At 62.6% G+C, this 15639-nt stretch carries 15 protein-coding genes; 6 read left to right on the top strand and 9 right to left on the bottom strand.

Going from position 1 to position 15639, the window contains the following annotated elements; translation table 11 throughout:
- Positions 1-297: 297 nt before the first annotated feature.
- The 4 genes from FJ946_RS23000 to FJ946_RS22985 all read left to right on the top strand — a co-directional run bounded on the left by FJ946_RS23000 (position 298) and on the right by FJ946_RS22985 (position 3937).
- Positions 298-1854 carry an FAD-dependent monooxygenase gene (locus tag FJ946_RS23000; protein WP_140564553.1) on the top strand — a complete coding sequence of 519 codons (1557 nt, stop codon included), beginning with the start codon at positions 298-300 and terminating at the stop codon, positions 1852-1854.
- Between the two features lie 47 nt (positions 1855-1901).
- Positions 1902-2600, top strand: coding sequence for a DUF2161 family putative PD-(D/E)XK-type phosphodiesterase (locus FJ946_RS22995; RefSeq protein ID WP_140557216.1), 699 nt, complete (start codon positions 1902-1904; stop codon positions 2598-2600).
- Between the two features lie 45 nt (positions 2601-2645).
- Positions 2646-3053, top strand: a complete 408-nt coding sequence (locus FJ946_RS22990; RefSeq protein ID WP_140498595.1) for a DUF930 domain-containing protein — start codon at positions 2646-2648, stop codon at positions 3051-3053.
- Positions 3054-3250: 197 nt separating this feature from the next.
- On the top strand, positions 3251-3937 hold the full coding sequence (locus tag FJ946_RS22985) for a TerC family protein (protein WP_140498596.1): 687 nt from the start codon (positions 3251-3253) through the stop codon (positions 3935-3937).
- A 29-nt stretch (positions 3938-3966) separates the two neighbouring features.
- Here the strand turns inward: FJ946_RS22985 and FJ946_RS22980 are convergent, their stop codons facing one another.
- Entirely contained in the window at positions 3967-4392 is a 426-nt protein-coding gene (locus FJ946_RS22980; protein WP_140561200.1) for a hypothetical protein, read from the bottom strand.
- 315 nt (positions 4393-4707) lie between these two features.
- Here FJ946_RS22980 and rimO point away from each other — a divergent pair, with 315 nt between their 5' ends.
- Positions 4708-6021, top strand: a complete 1314-nt coding sequence (gene rimO, locus FJ946_RS22975; RefSeq protein ID WP_140498598.1) for a 30S ribosomal protein S12 methylthiotransferase RimO — start codon at positions 4708-4710, stop codon at positions 6019-6021.
- A 99-nt stretch (positions 6022-6120) separates the two neighbouring features.
- Entirely contained in the window at positions 6121-7224 is a 1104-nt protein-coding gene (locus FJ946_RS22970) for an acyltransferase (RefSeq protein WP_140564551.1), read from the top strand.
- A gap of 45 nt (positions 7225-7269) precedes the next feature.
- On the opposite strand, the gene FJ946_RS22965 is transcribed toward FJ946_RS22970, so the two are convergent.
- The 8 genes from FJ946_RS22965 to FJ946_RS22930 form a co-directional block, all read right to left on the bottom strand.
- A complete protein-coding gene (locus FJ946_RS22965; protein ID WP_140498600.1) occupies positions 7270-8337 on the bottom strand; it encodes a BMP family ABC transporter substrate-binding protein in 1068 nt (355 codons plus the stop codon).
- Between the two features lie 51 nt (positions 8338-8388).
- The gene (locus FJ946_RS22960) at positions 8389-9309 is read right to left on the bottom strand and encodes an ABC transporter permease (protein ID WP_140498601.1); all 921 of its coding nucleotides are present in this window, start codon (positions 9307-9309) and stop codon (positions 8389-8391) included.
- On the bottom strand, positions 9309-10439 hold the full coding sequence (locus FJ946_RS22955) for an ABC transporter permease (RefSeq protein ID WP_140498602.1): 1131 nt from the start codon (positions 10437-10439) through the stop codon (positions 9309-9311). The genes FJ946_RS22960 and FJ946_RS22955 overlap by 1 nt, the downstream gene beginning before the upstream one ends.
- On the bottom strand, positions 10436-12013 hold the full coding sequence (locus tag FJ946_RS22950) for an ABC transporter ATP-binding protein (RefSeq protein WP_181167574.1): 1578 nt from the start codon (positions 12011-12013) through the stop codon (positions 10436-10438). The genes FJ946_RS22955 and FJ946_RS22950 overlap by 4 nt, the downstream gene beginning before the upstream one ends.
- A 215-nt stretch (positions 12014-12228) precedes the next feature.
- A complete protein-coding gene (locus FJ946_RS22945) occupies positions 12229-13206 on the bottom strand; it encodes a quinone oxidoreductase (RefSeq protein WP_140498604.1) in 978 nt (325 codons plus the stop codon).
- A gap of 27 nt (positions 13207-13233) precedes the next feature.
- Entirely contained in the window at positions 13234-14052 is an 819-nt protein-coding gene (gene pcsA, locus FJ946_RS22940) for a phosphatidylcholine synthase (RefSeq protein ID WP_140498605.1), read from the bottom strand.
- Positions 14049-14663, bottom strand: a complete 615-nt coding sequence (locus FJ946_RS22935; RefSeq protein WP_140515399.1) for a DUF1326 domain-containing protein — start codon at positions 14661-14663, stop codon at positions 14049-14051. Before FJ946_RS22935 ends, pcsA begins: the two co-directional genes overlap by 4 nt.
- A gap of 14 nt (positions 14664-14677) precedes the next feature.
- Positions 14678-15574: a DUF2182 domain-containing protein gene (locus FJ946_RS22930; RefSeq protein WP_181167575.1), complete on the bottom strand. Its 897-nt coding sequence runs from the start codon at positions 15572-15574 to the stop codon at positions 14678-14680.
- Positions 15575-15639: the final 65 nt, after the last annotated feature.

The raw sequence follows: 15639 nt of genomic DNA, 5'->3' as shown, positions 1-15639 counted from the left end.
CAACGCATCGGGCGGCGCTTCATCGGTTCAAGCCTGAGCGGCCATGATTCCGTTCGGCGTCGGCCGCAACCCCGTCTGTTGCGGATAGCTCACCGCAACGCTATAGAGCCGCTGTCGGAAAAGGCAGACTTGGTTTGGTAAGCCCAAGTCCTTTCGGTAACGAAAGCTCTGGTCTTTGGCCTCCTGCAGGAGATCCCCACGACGAACATCGGACGCTTCTCTCGCGTCCAATCGTTCGTCGGTGTGGTTCTCAAATCCGAGGAACGCTCCGGTCGAACATCGACAAAGGAGCAGTTCATGCACAACCGCCATCTCGATTCCCATGATGTAGTAATCGCTGGTGCAGGCCCTGTCGGTCTGTTCCTCGCCTGTGAGTTGCGCCTCGCCGGCCTCTCGGTGCTGGTGCTGGAGCAAGCCGAAGACCCGCACTCCCCGTTGAAGCAGCTTCCGTTCGGGCTGCGCGGCCTCTCGGTGCCCACCATCGAAGCCCTCTACCGTCGCGGTCTGCGGGACGACATCGTCGCTCCACAAAGTGCGAGGGATGGGACGGGCAACGGTGGCGCTGCGACTGGCGCGCACTGGCTGAATCAACCGCGCCGTCCGGGCGGCCATTTCGCAGGTATCCAGTTCTTCCACGATGCCATCGACGCCGCGAAATGGCCCTACCGCCTGCCAGGTTCGGCCACCGCCGCAATCGCGGTCGAAATGGCGCATCTCGAATCAGTCTTGGCCGCGCGCGCAATCGCAATGGGAGTCGAGATCAGGCGCGGCTTCGGTGTCGAGGATTTCGATCAGACGCATGAAGGCGTGACCGTTCGCGCCGGCGGTGAGATTTTTCGGGGATTTTGGCTCGTCGGCTGTGGCGGCGGGCGCAGCACGGTGCGCAAGGCCGGCGACTTCGCGTTCGTCGGTACCGATCCGGAATTCACAGGCTATTCCGTTCAGATCGAAATGGCCGACCCGGACAGGCTCACGCCCGGCCGCCACTACACGCCGACCGGCATGTACACTTATCAAAGACCCGGTACTGTCGCGATGGTCGAGTTCGATGGTGGGGCTTTCCACCGAACCCAGCCAATCACCTGCGACCACGTGCAGGCGGTTTTGCGCCGAGTATCCGGCGCGGACCTCACGCTGACGGCCCTCAAACTCGCCGCCACCTGGACGGATCGCGCCCACCAGGCAACGACCTACCGCAAGGGACGAGTGCTGCTTGCCGGCGACGCCGCGCATATCCATTCTCCCTTGGGCGGCCAGGGTCTCAACCTCGGGCTCGGCGACGCGATGAACCTTGGCTGGAAGCTGGCCGCCACCATCCGCGGCGACGCGCCGGACGGTCTGCTCGACAGCTATGTCAGCGAACGCCATCCGGTCGGGGCGCAAATCCTCGACTGGTCGCGCGCCCAGGTCGCGCTCATGCGGCCAAGCCCGGCAACGCGCGCGCTCGAAACCATCATCCGTGACCTGATCGACACGCGCGACGGCGCGACATACTTCGCCGAACGGGTATGGGGTATTTCTCTTCGCTACGATCCTGGCAGCGGCCACCGGCTGGTCGGGCGCAGTGTTCCCGATTTCGAGCTGATCCAAGGAAGAAAAATCGGCGGGCTCCTCAGCCCGGGCAAGGGCCTGTTCCTTGACTTTGACGCTCGCCCATCGCTTGAAGCGCTTGCAGGCCGCTGGGGCGACCGGATCACCTACGTCGCCGGTAAGGCCAAGGATCAACTGGGCCTGAGCGCCGTGCTCGTGCGCCCCGATGGCTTCGTGGCCTGGGCCGCTGGGGATGACCCCAACCCGGAGGAAGCCGCTCAAGCCGCATCACGATGGTTCGGCGGACCCCGGAAAGGCATGTAGGCCTGCTCCCGAGGCTTTTCGTGCCGAATCGGCTAAGCCTTGGGCCTATGAACGAAACCTCACTCTACGCGCCGGTGAAGCGGTTTCTCGAAAGCCTGGATTTTGCCGTGAAGGGCGAGATCGGCGGCTGCGACATTGTCGCGCTGCGTGAGGGGGAGCCGCCCGTCGTCGTCATTTGCGAGTTGAAGCTGGCGTTCAATCTCGAACTGGTGCTGCAAGGCGTCGACCGCGCGACCGCCTGCGACGAGGTGTGGCTGGCCGCGCGCATGTCGGCCAGGGGCAAGGGACGCGAGAGCGACGCCCGGTTCCGCAATCTTTGCCGCCGGCTTGGCTTCGGCCTGCTCGGCGTAACGGCGAGCGACCGGGTCGAGGTGCTTCTGAGCCCGGTCACCGTCACGCCGCGCAAGAACCCACGGCGCCGCTCGCGGCTGGTCGACGAACATCGCCGGCGCCGCGGCGATCCGGTCGCGGGCGGGGGATCGCGCAATCCCATCATGACAGCATACCGCCAAAGCGCCCTCGCCTGCGCCGCGGCATTGGCCGACGGGCCCAAGCGCCCGCGCGATCTCAAGGCGCTGACGCCGCTTGCGCCGAAAATCCTGCTGCACAATGTCTATGGCTGGTTCGCGCGCGTCGACCGCGGCGTCTACGATCTGACCGACGCCGGCCGTGCCTCGCTGATGCGTTGGCCGCAGCCGTCGCACGATGAATCCCGACACGGGATTTTGAACGCGCCGAGTGGCTGAGCGCGGGACAACGCCCGGCCCTTTGGTTGATTTTTCAGACAAAATATGCTGCTTGTCCCGCCCATGAAGACACTCTGCACGACGGTCATGGCGTTCTTGACCCTGGCTTTTCCGGCCAACGCCATGGACAGCGCCTTGCGCGCAGGCCTCCTGAAACTCGACCCGCAAACCCGCCTCGAACAGCGCTGTGATGCTGAAGTCCTCGACCGGATCACCCATGACGACCGCAAGTACAAGGCGGATCGGGTGGTCGCTTACGCCTTTGCCACGCCGGTCATGAGCGACGACGCCATTAAGAGCCCAGGAGCCGCCTTCCGCAGCAAGGGGCAATGGTACCGGCTGAAATTCAAGTGCGAGACGGCGCCGGACCATATGGAGGTTTTACAGCTCCGCTACCGCATCGGCGACGAGATTCCAGAGACCGACTGGGCAAAATACAATCTCTACGATTAGGCGCTACGACTAGGTTTTCATTGCCGTTTCGGCTCGCCTGCCCGTGATTGTCGAATCCCCTCAATGGCGCCGCTGCAACGAAAGCGGTTTTGCGGCGTTGCCCGAAGCGATGTCTTGACGGCAAGGAACCATGTCTTTAGGGCGGGCTGGGCGATCGACAACGAACACTCGGCGAACAGGCAAGGGCTTCCAGGTCGATGGAAATATTTACTGCCGCAGGCTTATCGGCTCTTTTTCAGGTTATCGCGATCGATCTTGCGCTGGCTGGGGACAACGCCATCGTCATCGGCCTTGCGGCGGCCGGCTTGCCGGCCAGTCAGCGCAAACGGGCCATTCTGGTCGGCATCATCGCGGCCACCGTCCTTCGCATTTTCTTCGCCCTGATCACGCAATGGCTGCTGACAATTGGCCCCATGCTCCTCATCGCCGGCGGCCTGCTGCTGCTTTGGGTGTGCTGGAAGATGTGGCGGGAGCTGGGTGTCAGCCACGAGCAGGAGCGCGACGCGACCGAAGCGCTGTCGAATGGCGATTTCGACAAGGATGGGACCATCGCCGGCAAGTCGCCGCGCAAGACCTTCTCGCAGGCCGCGTGGCAGATCGTCATTGCCGACGTCTCGATGTCGCTCGACAATGTCCTGGCCGTCGCGGGTGCGGCCATGAACCATCCGACGGTGCTGATCATCGGCCTCGCTCTGTCGATTGCGCTGATGGGCTTCGCCGCGTCCTTCGTCGCGCGCCTGCTGCACAAATACCGCTGGATCGCCTATATCGGCCTACTGATCATCCTTTACGTCGCCGTGAAGATGCTTCTCGACGGCGCCGTGCAGCAGTTTCCCGACCAATTCGCTTTCCTGGCGCCATGGTTCGGGTCGAGCGGCCACTGATCTGGAACCCTCGCGCCCGCCGATGTTGGTCAGTTTGAAATTGCAGCGTAGTGGTTCATTCTAATTGGGATTGAACCGGTGCCCATCGGCGCGAAGAAGCACGTCCACCTATATCGCTGGTAAGGATCAAACTTCATATGGGGAATGATCGTTCGATAAAACGTCATTAGACGCTCGCAGATGTGGTATCGATCATCGGGCGCAGCCTGGACACGTTCTCTCGGGATAAACCACTCTGCTTCTTGTGGCTCATTCAAGTAGGTAGGGTGCAGCCTGACAAAATAGCCGTCTTTGGTCATCCTGACATCGTTGGAATCGATGGGGCGGCAATCCTTGTTTCCGCAGCAGTCATAGTGAAGAACGGGATCGGTCTTGCCCGTATACCAACCGTGTGCGTCCGCATCGCCGGGCAGCACAAGCCACGCCAATGCAATATGTCCTAGCAACTGTCTCATGGGACTAGCCCCTCACCATTCTGCCTATAGCATATTAGTGAGTCCTAATCATAGCGCTGAAAGTCGCGTTGACTGGCTGCCATTACCCGGCAATTCGCTTTTTGTAAGAGCCGCGAACCAACGGCTTTCGGCTTCTTCGCTTCGATCCGCACAACGAGATCGCCGATGTCGCAGAGCTTGCCTGTTTGCCTGTTCGGGCGAGCCGTGCTATTGCGCCGCCCGAATTGAGCTCCCGCCAGAGCCGTGCAAACCGTTATATGTCGAGACTTCGAGCCGGATCAGCGTTTCCGGTTCATGTCCATTGGAACCTTGCCCATGTCCGCCCCGCGCGTCAGCTTCGTCAGTCTCGGATGCCCCAAAGCCCTGGTGGATTCCGAACGCATCATCACGCGCCTGCGCGCCGAGGGCTATGAGATCGCGCGCAAGCATGACGGTGCCGATCTCGTCGTGGTCAACACTTGCGGCTTCCTCGATTCCGCCCGTGATGAATCGCTCAACGCCATTGGTTCGGCGCTTTCGGAGAACGGCAGGGTCATCGTCACCGGCTGCCTGGGCGCCGAGCCCGATGTCATTCGCGAGAAGCATCCCAACGTTCTCGCCATCACCGGTCCGCAGGCCTATGAGAGCGTCATGGCGGCCGTGCACGAGGCTGCGCCGCCGAGCCATGATCCCTATATCGATCTGCTGCCGCCTCAAGGCGTCAAGCTCACGCCGCGCCACTATGCCTATCTCAAGATTTCGGAAGGCTGCAACAATCGCTGCACCTTCTGCATCATCCCGGCGCTGCGCGGCGACCTTGTCTCGCGGCCGGCGGCCGATGTGCTGCGTGAAGCCGAGAAACTGGCCAAGGCCGGCGTTAAGGAACTCCTCGTCATCTCGCAGGACACCAGTGCCTACGGCATCGACATCAAATACCAGGCCAGCATGTTCGGTGATCGTGAAGTGCGGGCGAAGTTCCTCGACCTGTCCGAGGAATTGGGCAAGCTCGGCATCTGGGTGCGCATGCACTATGTCTACCCCTACCCGCACGTGGCCGACGTCATCCCGCTGATGGCCGAGGGAAAAATCCTTCCCTACCTCGACATCCCCTTCCAGCATGCGTCGCCGCAGGTGTTGAAGAACATGCGCCGACCGGCACATGGCGAAAAGACGCTCGAGCGCATTCGCGGCTGGCGCGATGTGTGTCCCGACCTCGCCATCCGCTCGACCTTCATCGTCGGCTTTCCCGGCGAGACCGACGAGGATTTCGAGATGCTGCTCGACTGGCTGGACGAAGCGAAGATCGATCGCGCCGGCTGCTTCAAATATGAACCTGTACGGGGCGCGCGCTCCAACGAACTCGGCCTTGAGCAGGTGCCGCAGGAAATCAAGGAGGCGCGCTGGCACCGCTTCATGCAGCGCCAGCAGAAGATCTCGGCGACGCAATTGGCCAAGAAGGTCGGCAAGCGCCTGCCGGTGCTGATCGACGAAGCGCATGGCACATCGGCCAAGGGCCGCACCAAATACGATGCGCCTGAGATCGATGGCTCCGTCCATATCCAGTCGCGCCGCCCGCTGCGCGCCGGCGACATCGTCACCGTCAAGGTCGATCGCGCCGACGCCTATGATCTCTACGGTTCGGCCGTCTGAGGACCACGATTTACCACATTTCGCGATAGTTCCGGCCATTTACCCTGTTTGGCCGCCGCCTGCCTTATGGTTTCCGGACCGTAAACGCAGGAACTCAGGATGGACCCCAGACCTGTCCGCCAGGATTATATCGCGACGCTGGACCTGTTGAGGCTGGCGGCGGCGCTGGCCGTCGTGCTGTTTCACTATTTCTTCCGCGGCGCGGCAGCAGACGGCTTTCTCACGGCGGGCTATCCTCATGCCGCGCCACTCGCTCTGTACGGCTATCTCGGCGTCAATCTTTTCTTTCTGATCAGCGGTTTCGTCATCGCATGGTCGGCGGAAGGCGGCGGCTGGGAAGAGTTCGCCGTCGCGCGTTTCGCGCGTCTATATCCGGGCTTTCTGCTCTGCATGACGATAAGCTTCGCGGTCATCGCCTTTTCCGGCACGCCGCTGCTCCCAGCCTCCTTCAGCCAGTATCTCGCCAATCTCACAATGTTCGCGCCGGCCGTCGGCCAACCTTTCATGGACGGCGTCTACTGGTCGGTCGTGCTTGAAGTGGTTTTCTACGGCTGGGTGACGCTGGCCCTGATTGCCGGCGTTTTCCAGCGATGGAAATTGGGGCTGATCCTCGGCTGGCTGGCGATCTCGGCCATCAACGAACTCTTCCTCGGCAGCGGCGCTGCGCGGCTTCTGTTTCTCACCGAGTTCGGGCCGTTCTTCGCCGCCGGCATGCTGGTCCATCATCTCCACGCGCATGGTCGCTCAGTGCCGGCCTTGCTGTTGCTGGCGGCCGCCTTCGTGCTCTCCAGCTATACGCTATCGGTGACGCAACAGTGGATGATCGGGCATTATGGCATTGCGGTCTCGTCCGCCCATCTCGTGGCCGCCAACCTAGCGATGCACGCGGCGCTGATCGGCGCTGTCCTGCTGCGCGACCGGATCAGACCGTCGCCGCTCACGCTGGCTCTCGGCGGGCTGACTTACCCGCTTTACCTCCTTCACCAGAATGCCGGCTATCTCTTCATCAACGCCTTGACGCCGCTGGCCGGAAAATGGATTGCAGCGTGGACCGGCGTGGCGCTCATGGTTTTGGTGTCGTGGACGATCTGGCGCTATTTCGAGCGGCCGGTGCAGCGTTGGCTCAGGATCCGGCTCAGCCTCGTGGTGGACGCCGGCCTGGTGCGGTTTCGCCATGTCCCGGTAGCGCAAGCCGCCGAATGAAAAGGGCGCCTCGCGGCGCCCTTCCCTGACGAACGTACGTAGAGCTTATTGCGGCAGCTTGTCGTCGACACCCTTGACGTAGAAATTCATGCCGAGCAGCGTGCCGTCATCGGCGACCTCGCCGTCCTTCAGCCATGGCGAGCCGTCCTGCTTGGCGATCGGTCCGGTGAAGGGGTTCCAGCCGCCGGCGATCTTCTTCTCGGTCGCCTCGGCCATCGCCTTCACGTCGTCGGGCATATTGGTGTAGGGCGCGAGCTTCACCGCGCCGTCCTTGATGCCGAGCCAGACATTGTCGGGCTTCCAGGTGCCGTCGATGGCTGCCTGAACCCGGCTGATGTAATAGGGTCCCCATTCGTCGGTCAGCGAAGTCAACTGCGCGTTCGGCGCGAACTTGATCATGTCGGAGGACTGGCCGAATCCGTGCAGCTTGCGCTCCTCGGCCACTTGCAGGGCCGCGGTCGAATCCGTGTGCTGGACGATGATGTCGGCTCCCTGGTCGAACAGGGCCTTGGCCGCATCGGCTTCCTTGCCCGGATCGAACCAGGAATTCACCCAGACGATCTTAGCCTTGAAATTCGGATTGATCGACTGCGCGCCGAGCATGAAGGAGTTGATGCCCATCACCACTTCCGGGATCGGGAAGGAGACGATGTAGCCGGCGACGCCGGACTTCGATTCCTTGGCCGCGATCTGACCGAGCACATAGCGGCCTTCATAGAAGCGCGCATTATAGATGCCGAGATTGTCCGCCGTCTTGTAGCCGGTGGCGTGCTCGAACATCACCTTGGGGAACTTCTTGGCGACCTTCACTTCTGCATCCATGAAGCCGAAGGACGTGCCGAAGATGATCTTGCAGCCCTCGCGCGCCAAGCGCTCGAAAGCGCGGTCGGCATCGGGGCCTTCGGAGACGTTTTCCAGATAGGCGGTCTCGACCTTGTCGCCGAGCGCCTTTTCGACTTCGAGGCGGCCTTGGTCGTGCTGGTAGGAATAGCCGAAGTCGCCGATCGGGCCGGTATAGACCCAGCATGCCTTCAGCTTGTCGGCGGCCTCCGCGGACGCGACCAGCGAAAATGCCGCTGTCGTCGTCATCAGGGCAATAAGCAGTTTTTTCATCGTGTTACCTCTCTGAGTTAAGCCTTGGAGCTTCCCGTCTTGTTATTGTTGTCAACGATCCGGAACGAATGGCTGCCCCAAGGAAGCCGGTGTGTTCATCATCGTCAGACGCTTGTTGCGCGAGATTAGAACGAGAACCACGACGGTCGCCAGATAGGGCAACGAAGAAAGCAGTTGCGAAGGCACTGGAATGCCAAAAGCCTGTGCATGAAGCTGGCCGATCCACACCGCGCCGAAGATATAGGCGCCCGCCAGCACCCGCCACGGCCGCCAGGACGCGAACACCACCAACGCAAGCGCGATCCAGCCGCGGCCCGCGCTCATGTTCTCGACCCATTGCGGGGTGTAGACCAGCGAGAGATGGCCGCCGGCAAGACCGGCGCAGGCGCCGCCGAAGATCACCGAGAGATAGCGGTAGCGGATGACCCTGATGCCGAGCGCATGCGCCGAGGCGTGGCTGTCGCCGATCGAGCGCAGCGTCAGCCCGGTGCGCGTCCGGAACAGGAACCACATCACCGCCGCCGTCAGCGCTATCGAGATGTAGAACAGCGGATCCTGGCCGAACAGCAGTCTGCCCACCACCGGGATGGAGCTGAGCCCGGGAATATCGAGATTGGGCAACCTGACGCCGGGCTGGCCGACGAAACTGGTTCCCATCATGCCGGAGAGGCCGAGGCCGAGCAGTGTCAGCGACAGGCCGGTCGCCACCTGGTTGGTGGCCAGCGACAGCGTCATGACGGCAAACAGCAGCGAGAACAGCGCGCCCATGGCGATGGCCGCCAAGAGCCCGATCCAGGGCGAGCCGGTCAGATAGCCTGCGCCGAAACCGCCGACGGCGCCCATGATCATCATGCCTTCGACGCCAAGGTTGAGCACGCCGGAGCGTTCGACCACCAGTTCCCCGATCGCCGCAATGAGCAGCGGCGTCGCCGCCGTGGCGATGGTCAGGAGGATGTTGACGGTGATGTCCATCAGCGGGCTTCCTTCAACTTTGGCGCGGCCTCGAGCTTCGCGGCACTCTCCGATTTGGTCAGCGCCAGACCGATCAACCGGATGCGGTAATGGATGAGCGTGTCGCAGCCGAGCACGAAGAACAGCAGCATGCCCTGGAACACGCGCGCCACCTTGTCGGAGATGCCGAGCGCGCTTTGCACCGCCTCGCCGCCGAGATAGGTCAGGGCCAGCACCAGGCCCGCCGCGACGATGCCGAGCGGATTGAGCCGGCCAAGGAACGCCACGATGATGGCGGTGAAGCCGTAGCCGGGCGAAATGACGGGCTGAAGTTGCCCGATGGCGCCGGAAACTTCCGATATCCCGGCAAGCCCGGCCAGGGCGCCCGACAACAGGAAGGCGAAGAAGACCATGCGGTTGAGGCCGAAGCCGGCGAAGCGCCCTGCCCTCGGGCTGGAGCCGAGCACGCGAACCTCGAAACCCTTGAGCATGCGGCTCATCATCAGCCACACCAGCACCGCCGCGACCAGCGCGAACACGAAGCCCCAATTGGCGCGGCCGGCATCCGGCATCAGTTCCGGCAGGATGGCGGAATCGCCGAACTGGATGGTCTGCGGGAAGCCATGGCCCTGCGGGTCGCGCCAGGGTCCGCGCACCAGCCAGTCGAGGAAGAGCTGTGCCACATAGACCAGCATCAGGCTGGTCAGGATCTCGTTGGTGCTGAAGCGGGTTTTCAGAAATGCGGGGATAGCCGCGTAGGCGGCACCGCCGACCATGCCCAGCAGAAGCATCAGCGGCAGCACCAATGGGCCCTCGAACCCAGGAAACAGCACCGGAACGGCCGAGCCGAAGATGGCGCCGAAGATGAACTGGCCTTCGGCGCCGATGTTCCAGATGTTGGCCTTGTAGCAGACCGACAGGCCGACCGCGATCAGGATCAGCGGCGCCGCCTTGATCGCCAGCTCGTGCAACTGCCAGACCTGGCTGACCGGCTCGATGAAATAGATGTTGAACGCGCTGAACGGATTGACCCCGAGCAGCGCGAACATGATGCCGCCCGCGATGATCGTCAGCGCGAAGGCGATGAATGGCGACAGCATGGAAAACAGCGCCGAGCGCTGCGGCCGTTTGACGAGTTCGAGGCGCATCATGCCGTCTCCAGCGTGTGTTCGGCGTGGCCTGGTTCGGCGCCGCCCATCAGCAGGCCGATTTTTTCGAAGGTCGCCTCGGCGATCGCCAGCGGCCTGGACAGTTCGCCATTGTGCATCACCGCGATCGCATCCGATATCTCGAACAGCTCGTCGAGATCCTGGCTGATGACCAACACCGCCGATCCGCTGCGGGACAGTTCGATGAGTGCCTGGCGGATATGGGCGGCTGCGCCTGCATCGACACCCCAGGTCGGCTGGTTGACCACCATGACGTCAGGCCTGCGGTCGAGTTCGCGGCCGACGATGAATTTCTGCAGATTGCCGCCGGACAGCGCTGACGCCTCCGGATCGGGCGCGCTCTTGCGCACGTCCATCGCCTCGATGATGCGCTGGGCGGCGGCATAGACGGTGCCGCTCTTGACCATTCCGCCCGTCCCGACGAAGGTCTTGCCGTCGGTGGCATGGCGCGACAGGAGCAGGTTTTCCGAAAGCCGCATGCGCGGGGCGGCACCATGGCCGAGGCGCTCCTCCGGCACGAAGGCTGCACCCAGCAGCCGGCGCCCGGTGATGCTGAGGCTGCCCGCATCCTTGCCGCGAATGCGCACCGAGGCGGCATCCGGCTGCAGGACTTCACCGGAAACGGATTCGAAGAACTCGCCCTGGCCGTTGCCCGCGACACCGGCGATGCCGATCACCTCGCCGGCGCGGACGGTGAGATTGATATTCTTGAGCGGGATCGAAAACGGCGTCGCCGGCTTGCGGCTGAGGCCGCGGATTTCGAGCAGGGACTGTGCCGTTTCGATGCCCGCGACCGGCGCGCGCACCACGGCCTGCACTTCGTTGCCGACCATCATGCGGGCCAAGGACGCGGCGGTCTCCTCGCGCGGATTGCAGTGGCCGACCACCTTGCCGTGCCGCAGCACGGTGGCGCGGTCGCAGATGCGTTTGACCTCCTCCAGCCGGTGCGAGATGTACAGGATCGATTTGCCTTCCGAGCGCAGACGTTCGAGCGTCTCGAACAGCTTGTCGGCCTCCTGCGGCGTCAGCACCGAAGTCGGCTCGTCGAGGATGATGAGCTGCGGCGTCTGCAGCAGGCAGCGGATGATCTCGATGCGCTGGCGCTCGCCCACCGACAGGTCGCCGACCAGCGATTCCGGATCGAGCGGCAGGCCATAGCTGTAGGAAAGCGCCCTCGCCTTGGCCGCGATGCTGCTGATCGGCGAACCGTCATCCAGGGAAAGCGCGATGTTCTCGGCCGCCGTCAGTGCCTCGAACAGCGAGAAGTGCTGGAATACCATGCCGATGCCGAGCTTTTTCGCGACGCCCGGGCTGGTAATTCGGACGGCCTGGCCATTCCAGAAGATCTCGCCGGAATTGGGTTCCAGCGAGCCGAACAGCATCTTGACCAGCGTCGACTTGCCGGCGCCGTTCTCGCCGAGCAGCGCGTGGATCTCACCCTTGGCGATGTCGAGGTCGACATGATCGCACGCCGTCAGCGTGCCGAAAATCTTGGTAAGGCCGCGAACCTCAAGCAGATTCGCTCCGTTATGATTTGCACTCACAGTGCCTCCCATCCGGGTTCCCGGATATGTTCTGTGTTCCCGCAAGCATCGTATGCGCGGCCAGCTCCCATGCGAAAGCAGCACTCGACTTGAAAGAGCTTCAAGAATTTCAGCGGAAACTCAAGGGCAAAGATCAGTCTTCTTCGCGCAACCACGCGGCGGGCCGGCTTTTCGTGCAAACCTTGCCCAGACCTGCGGCAGAGAGCTGAAAACCAGGGCAGTTCCCGTCAGGGAACCAGTATGGTCGTGCCCGTGGTGCGGCGGCCTTCGAGATCCGCGTGCGCCTTGCCCGCGTCCTTCAGCGCATAACGCTGGTTGATCTTGATCTCGACGGCGCCGCTGAGCACGACCTCGAATAAAGCCGCCGCCGAGGCGTCCAGATCCTCACGTTTTGCATTGTAGACGAACAACGTCGGTCTTGTGGCGAACAAGGAGCCTTTCTGCGCCAGCAGCGACATCGAGAATGGCGGGATCGGTCCCGACGATTGGCCGAAGCTGACGAACATGCCGAGCGGCTTCAGGCAGTCGAGCGAGGCCGGGAATGTGTCGTTGCCGACGGAGTCGTAGACGACGTCGCATTTTTTGCCGCCGGTTATGGCCGCGACGCCGGCGACGAAATCCTGCTCCTTGTAGTTGATGACATGGTCGAAGCCGTGTGCCTTGGCGAGTTCGATCTTGTCGTTCGAACTTGCCGTGCCGATAACGGTCGCGCCCAGATGCTTCGCCCATTGGCCGAGAATGAGCCCCACGCCGCCGGCTGCCGCATGGAACAGGATGGTGTCGCCTGCCTTGACCTTGAAGGTCCGGCGCAAGAGATATTCGGCGGTCATGCCTTTCAGCATCATTGCTGCCGCCTGCTCGTCGCTGATGCCGTCCGGCACCTTGACGACCTTGCTGGCATCGATGACGCGCTCCTGCGCATAGGCGCCTGTGGTGACGGCATAGGCGATCCGGTCGCCGGGCTTCAGCCAGTCAACGCCCTCGCCCACAGTCAGGACCAAACCGGCGGCCTCGCTGCCGGGAATAAGCGGAAACCCGCCGGGCGGCGGATAGAGACCGGAGCGATGATAGACGTCGATGAAATTGAGGCCGATTGCCGTGTGCCTGACCAGGATCTGCCCTGATCCCGGTTGGCCGGGATCGGTGTCCTCATAGGTCAGGACTTCCGGACCGCCATGGGCGTGGATGCGGACTGCTTTGGGCATGGTGGGCTTCCTTGAGAAATTTGCCGATCAGGCTTTTTTGGCACCGAGATTTGGAAAGAACTGCATGATGCCGCCGATACAGGCGAGATAGAGCCCGGTAACGGTAATGCCAATCTTTATGAAGGTGCTGACCTGCGCGCCCAGCACGCCGATCTGGTCATAGAAGGCGGCGAGTGCCGCTTGCGCAAGCGCAAGCGCGCCGAAAGCGCACCACAAAAGAGTCATTGCGAGATTGATGCGCCGCAGCCGCACCACCCTAACCGGATGGATGAAGTTGATCGGAACGAATGTCAGGATGCCCGCCACCACGACCACCGCGAACGAGACCCATTGTCCCGGCTCGATGACGAAGAGCGTGAACACCACCATGTTCCAGACAACGGGGAATCCCTTGAAGAAATTCTCCTTCGTCTTCATGCCGGTGTCTGCATAGTAGATCGCGCTGGACACCACGATGATGGCCGCCGACAGGAACGACAGGCCCTCGCCCATGAAGCCGCGCTGATAGAGCGCGAAGGCCGGGATCAGCACATAGGTGACATAGTCGATGATGTTGTCGAGGAGCTCTCCCGACCATGTTGGCAGGATTTCCTTGACCTCGAGCTTGCGCGCGATCGGCCCGTCTATGCCGTCGACGAACAGCGCCAGCCCCAGCCACCAGAACATGGCCGTCCAGCGCTCCTCGCTCGCCGCCACCAGCGACAGGAAGGCCAGGAACGAACCCGAGGCGGTCAGGAGATGCACCGAAAAGGCGCGCGCCTGCGGCCAGGTGACTTTCTTCTTCGGCCGCGGAATCCGGTCGGCGATTTTCTTGGCGGCTTTCCTGGCCGTTGTGTTCTTGCTCACGGGCCCTGCCAGTCCAGCTTGCAGATTTCGGCTGAACGGCCGCCGAAATTCCAGTTGCGACCAAAGGCTCGCATCTTGCTCTTGTCGGACTTGGCCACGATGATCTCCGGCGCGATCCAATATTCGGAATTGCTGATCACCGTGTCCTTGTCGCGGTCCTTGCCGGCAATTGGCGTGACCGCCCCATCGATGATCTTCGGTATCTGGAAGATACGCGTCTTGTCGCGTGTCTCATAGGTAATCGGCACTTGTTCGACACCGAGGAATTTGCCGACGAGGATCGAAAGCAGCGACGTCGTCCCGCCCGCCTTGCCGGTGAAAATCTTCGTCAACGCCTTGACCGCATAGATCGAGGCTCTGACGTCGATGAACAGGCCGGCGGTCCAGTTGCCGCGGCTCATATAGCCGGGGATTTCCATGATCAGCCCGAGATTAAGCCCTGACAGGTCGACCTCTCCGAAATGACCGGCATCGATACGGAAACCCGCCCAGGTCTGGCAATAGCCTTCGGTCGGAGGATGGCTGCCCAGCGACAGCACGCAAGGGCAAAAAACCGTGCAATTGCAGGAGAGTACGAGCTCCCCCTTCATTGCCCAGCTCGGATCCGTCATCGAGTTTCCCCCACTCATAGCGAGACTACTAGCAGCGCGGCTGCCCAGACAAGCAGTATCGCACCGGCCAGCCGGGTTGGAAGCCTGCCCGCGGCTTGTTTTTCGATCAGGGTGAACAGGCCGATCAGCGCCATCCAGAAGACGTTCATCACGCCCACGGCGAACATCACCAGCATCAGTGCCCAGCAACAGCCAAGGCACCAGATGCCTTGCGCGACGCCGAGCCGGAAAATGGCTGCAGGCCGCGCGCTCCAGTTGGCAAACAGGATCGCGAAGGGGTTCCTGCATTTCTTCAGGCAGGCCTCCTTCAGGCCACTGAACTGGTAGAGGCCGGCGACCAGCAAGGCGACAGCGCCGGCAATGCCCAGAACCGGATCGAACATCTGGCCTGACGAGGCGAACGCATCGATGGCGAGCGTCAGCGCCGCAAACCCAGCCGACGCGGCCAGCCATGTCGAGAGATAGCCGGCGACCAGCACCAGCGGATGGACGACCGGCTCATGCCTGATCCTGGCCGTATCGGCGATCTCGCAATAGGTTCGGATCATCGGTGCCGCCGAGGGCAGCATCGTCGCGGTCGCCATCAGGAACCACATTGCCGTCAGCGCACCGGCGCGCGGGCCGATATCTCCGTCCAGGGGCGCGGCCGAGAGGCAGAGGGCGAAGAACCGGGCCACGGAATCGGGCAACGGCAGCTGCGGCAGGGTTTTCAACAAGGCGTCGCCGGGCGCGCCGATACCCGCGGCGCGTCCCTCCGCGGCGCGGACCGCCATTGCGGCCAGGGACAGCCAGGCAAGCAGGATGCCGGCGCCGACAACGAGGTTCACCGTCAAACGCGGGTTGCGTGCGATATCGGCCGTCGCACGGCCTGCGCTGTCGAGATGGCTGAAGTCGTCCTGGCGGCCGGTCATGACCTTCGAATGGGCCGAATCGCCCCGTTGATCAAGCCGTATGACCTGACCTATATGCTCATCGA

The sequence above is a fragment of the Mesorhizobium sp. B2-4-7 genome (assembly GCF_006442685.1).
Lineage (GTDB): Bacteria > Pseudomonadota > Alphaproteobacteria > Rhizobiales > Rhizobiaceae > Mesorhizobium.
This window is presented reverse-complemented; position numbering and strand designations above follow the sequence as displayed.

Coding starts and splice junctions, on each gene's coding strand:
- FJ946_RS22955 (WP_140498602.1), bottom strand. CDS start 10,439: ATGATGCGCCTCGAACTCGTCAAACGGCCGCAGCGCTCGGCGCTGTTT.
- FJ946_RS22970 (WP_140564551.1), top strand. CDS start 6,121: ATGGACCCCAGACCTGTCCGCCAGGATTATATCGCGACGCTGGACCTG.
- FJ946_RS22990 (WP_140498595.1), top strand. CDS start 2,646: ATGCTGCTTGTCCCGCCCATGAAGACACTCTGCACGACGGTCATGGCG.
- FJ946_RS23000 (WP_140564553.1), top strand. CDS start 298: ATGCACAACCGCCATCTCGATTCCCATGATGTAGTAATCGCTGGTGCA.
- FJ946_RS22980 (WP_140561200.1), bottom strand. CDS start 4,392: ATGAGACAGTTGCTAGGACATATTGCATTGGCGTGGCTTGTGCTGCCC.
- rimO (WP_140498598.1), top strand. CDS start 4,708: ATGTCCGCCCCGCGCGTCAGCTTCGTCAGTCTCGGATGCCCCAAAGCC.
- FJ946_RS22930 (WP_181167575.1), bottom strand. CDS start 15,574: ATGACCGGCCGCCAGGACGACTTCAGCCATCTCGACAGCGCAGGCCGT.
- FJ946_RS22995 (WP_140557216.1), top strand. CDS start 1,902: ATGAACGAAACCTCACTCTACGCGCCGGTGAAGCGGTTTCTCGAAAGC.
- FJ946_RS22965 (WP_140498600.1), bottom strand. CDS start 8,337: ATGAAAAAACTGCTTATTGCCCTGATGACGACGACAGCGGCATTTTCG.
- FJ946_RS22935 (WP_140515399.1), bottom strand. CDS start 14,663: ATGACGGATCCGAGCTGGGCAATGAAGGGGGAGCTCGTACTCTCCTGC.
- FJ946_RS22985 (WP_140498596.1), top strand. CDS start 3,251: ATGGAAATATTTACTGCCGCAGGCTTATCGGCTCTTTTTCAGGTTATC.
- FJ946_RS22950 (WP_181167574.1), bottom strand. CDS start 12,013: ATGGGAGGCACTGTGAGTGCAAATCATAACGGAGCGAATCTGCTTGAG.
- FJ946_RS22960 (WP_140498601.1), bottom strand. CDS start 9,309: ATGGACATCACCGTCAACATCCTCCTGACCATCGCCACGGCGGCGACG.
- FJ946_RS22945 (WP_140498604.1), bottom strand. CDS start 13,206: ATGCCCAAAGCAGTCCGCATCCACGCCCATGGCGGTCCGGAAGTCCTG.